Annotated in this window: 3 protein-coding genes; all 3 read right to left on the reverse strand. The window is 40.6% G+C overall.

Translation table 11 applies throughout. The features are described 5' to 3' along the window. Positions 1 to 454: transglycosylase SLT domain-containing protein (locus PVV64_RS10085; protein ID WP_273760855.1), on the reverse strand; the 454-nt coding region annotated here is incomplete at its 3' end. Beyond that, positions 451 to 2,430, reverse strand: a complete 1,980-nt coding sequence (locus PVV64_RS10090) for a glycine zipper family protein (protein WP_273760856.1) — start codon at positions 2,428 to 2,430, stop codon at positions 451 to 453. The genes PVV64_RS10085 and PVV64_RS10090, both read right to left, overlap by 4 nt. Before the next feature lies 1 nt (position 2,431). Beyond that, on the reverse strand, positions 2,432 to 3,646 hold a 1,215-nt coding region (locus PVV64_RS10095; RefSeq protein ID WP_273760857.1), incomplete at its 5' end, for a hypothetical protein.

Consider the following 3,646-nt stretch of genomic DNA (forward strand, 5'->3'; position numbering starts at 1 on the left):
TCTGAAACACACGGTTGGCAAAATCACCAGCACGCATTGCGTTATTGCCTGCATTCAAACCAACCGCATTGCTGCCAACCAATTGCGCTGCATTGGCATGGGGATTTTGCAAAAGGCGAGCGGCTCCTCCTGCTCCCTGTTGATGCGCTAAATACAATTCTACCTCTGTTGGTGCTCTCCCCAAAACACGGCTTAAATGGTTGCGATTGTCCCGTGTGAACCGACCCATCGCATCGGCTGCTTGTATGGGGTCAAAACGGTCTTGCAAACCATATTGCTTGGCGGTGCTGTCTATAAACTGATACAGACCACCAGCAGAAGAACGTGGATTCCTTGCATTGGGATTGCCACCACTCTCAACTTGGGCAACACGGTATAAATAACTTTCCGGCAAGCCATAACGCACCGCTGCTTGACGTATCGCTTGATCAACTGAAGGATTATAACGGGTCATTTCGCGTACTCTATCGAAGCACTAGGGCCTAGCCCTTTTGCTATAGCTCTAGAAACAATCTTCAACCCCCCATCTGTTAATACCCCTGCATGATGCCACTTTAAAGCACTTTGAATCAGTTGTGCAATTTCATTTCGCTCCATTCCTTTAACTCCAAAAGTTGCTAATTTCGCTATCCCACGCTCTAGCTCTTGTCTTGCCCGTAGCGCCTCTGGAGCATTCGGATGATAAAATATATTTCGTGCTAATTTTAAACCTTCAACAGGATAATTCCACATATTGGAAAAATTAACCCCATCAAAAAGAGAAAACTCAGGAGTGCCTTCAAATTCTTGATAACCTTTTTTTGACGCATCAGAATAGAACTTCTCCTTCTCTACTGCCTTTTTAAAAGTAGAAAACCGTTCAGGTCCTATAATTCTTTCAAGATTTTCAGACGCAAGATTTTTCTTTAAAAGATTAGAGAATTCATTAATAGGATCATCCTTTTTTCTGAGTAAATCATCTAATGTATCCCTCAGCCCCATCTTATAGGTATTATTTTGTTCGGTCCAGTTTCCTTTAGAAAGATTTTCCTTAACGGCATCCCTCTCAATACTCTTTTCAAGTTTCGTGCTAAGAGCACGCCTACCTTGTTTTATCGCTTCTTCAAAGCCTTCATATTTTTCTGCACTACCTCGAGCTGCTTTATAAATAGGAGAAACCTTGTCCGCTATCTCTACTAAATCTTTCTTAAGCGATTGATATACAGAAGCCATTTGATTATCGCCAGAATTTTTATTCTTTCTATAAAAGTAATCAAGAGACCTCTTGATTTGATCTAATAACTCCATTGTAGGTTTATAATTAATATGTCTAAAATCTCTAGAATAAAACATTTCTGGTTTTGCATTGCGAATGTCTTTTCTTAAGGTTTTAACAGCTCGCTCAACAGCTTCTTGAAATGCTTCTTCTTCAAAAAGCCTATTAAGAGCCGGATAATGCTCTTTTCCTATCGGAGTACGATAGGCTTGAGCATAGAGAGGACCATGTGCCCTATCCCCTTCCTGTTTTAACGTCCTGCTTAACGTATCTCTATGCTGGTATGGCGCAATTGTCTGTTCCATCATATCATCAAGACGTTGAACAGAACCGCCTAATCTTTTCTCATGTGCTTGCTTTAAGATATTAAAAACATCTTCATTTGTTTTAGAGGAATTCCACAAAGCTTGTCTTAGCTTTTCATTCATGTCTGTCAAAAACACCTCATGGGGTTCTTTCTCAAGGCGTTCAGTAATGTTTTTAGTTTTATTATTATAAAGATGTTTAGCAACTTCTCTCAAAGCTTTATTGGAAACCTCTTTATGAGCAGGATTAAAATAATTCCTTACAAGTGGAGATGACTTTAAAGTATTTCCTATACCACGAGCTACCTTAGAAACACCCATACCTCCTAAAGTAGCAACCGGTGTCAAAACAGCACCACCAACACCACCAGCTAACGCAGAATTCACCGTATCATTGTAACCTTCTCCAGCACCAGAGCCATGTAAAGCACCAGAACCTGCTCCTACAAGAGCCCCCCTCCCCAAACTTCCTAAAGTAGAGCCTGCCCTTAAAAAATTTAATGCGGGGATACCCAATGATGCAGCTGTTGGTACAATTGAACCAAGAATATAACCAATAGACGACAACCATGGATGTTTTTCTTCCAAGGCTTTTTGGTAAGCGCGCTCCTTTGCTACCCTTCTGTTATAGATCTCATCTGCTCGTTTATCACCACGCCAATAAGCAACAGGTCCAGCCTCCCAAATTGCTTGCGCTTCATCACTATATCCTGCTGCAAAACCGGACACCCCATGACTCCAAAGCGCACGCAACTTAGTCCAATCCTTACCATCAAGGGGAGAAGTATCTGTTGCAGATTGTAAATTATAAGTCGTATCATCATCATCTGATATATCCTCAACAAAAGGAGAATAAGGAATATATACCATCTCATCCTCCCTTAACTCTTCGCTTACCATCTTCACCAATAAAGTGTGTACCACGAGGCAAGGCATCTTCTTGCTCTTTGCTGGTCACAACAGGCAAATTACTATACCCTTTCTGAGGTCTTATAAAAGGCGATTGAGATGTAACTTTATCAACATTCTCTTGCGTTAATGCAATGTTACCATTTTCTAGCAAGGACAATACGTCTGATTTCATCTTACCCAAAATCTCACGAATTTTTTTCAATCTAAACATCAGCTCTTTGTGACCCAATTTGTAGTCTACCTCTCCTAAATAGCTCTTTAATATTTCAAGCTCTCTTTCTGTGAGGTTACCAAATCCAGAAGCACCATTGCGTGAATACCGTCTCATCGTTTCTAAGCGGTCAATACCTATACGATTTTTAATCGAGTCAAGGAGTGACTTCATATCACGGTGTTCAGGAACTCTGAAAAAAGCTAACCAATCAGCTAAATTACCTGTAGCCCATCCACCATTCTCTTCTATATAATTCATAAAACGTTCAATGTCATGGAGTGTATTACTACTGATAGCTTCACTATTTTTAAGTTCTATCGTTTCTCGTAAGCGGTCCATTTCTTCCTTATTATTAGAAGCATTACCACCATTCATTGTCTGTACAAAAAACGCATTTAACGCATCTTTATTCCCAGCTATAACCCGCGCTTCTTCTTCACTGTAGCCTTTTGATTTTAGATACTCGACGGTTTGGTTAACTTTACCTCTTTGTTTATCGCCTTCATTCAGCTGTTTTACTCCACTTGCAAGCGCATCCCATCCAGAACCACCAGAGGGGGCTGCTGCCATACCTGCAAAAAGATCTTGAAGCTTCTTATAAGCATCCGATTGAAAAAACTTATAAGTATTAGACTGTAAAAACTTCTCTAAATCTGTCGGTGCTGAAGGTGGTGTTTGAGCCGCTGTATCCACTGGTCTAGCTTGCATTGGTTCATTAATATGAGGTTTAAGATCTTGTGCTTCAAATGCCTGTACATTTGGCATAGGGGAATGATTACCTACACCAAAAGGCATTTCCATGTGAGGAACAATAGAAGAGGGTAATGGTTCTTGTGGTTGCGGTATATTCGGTAACTTTGGTCCTGTTGGTGCATGTGCTGTTGTTGGATCCAGTGCTGCTCCAATCGCAGAACTAATAAACAAAGGATTTTTTGGACTTACTTTCATGAGTTGTCCTAA

Source organism: Bartonella sp. ML70XJBT.G (genome assembly GCF_028618575.1).
Taxonomy (GTDB): Bacteria; Pseudomonadota; Alphaproteobacteria; order Rhizobiales; family Rhizobiaceae; genus Bartonella.

Coding starts and splice junctions, on each gene's coding strand:
- PVV64_RS10090 (WP_273760856.1), bottom strand. CDS start 2,430: ATGGTATATATTCCTTATTCTCCTTTTGTTGAGGATATATCAGATGAT.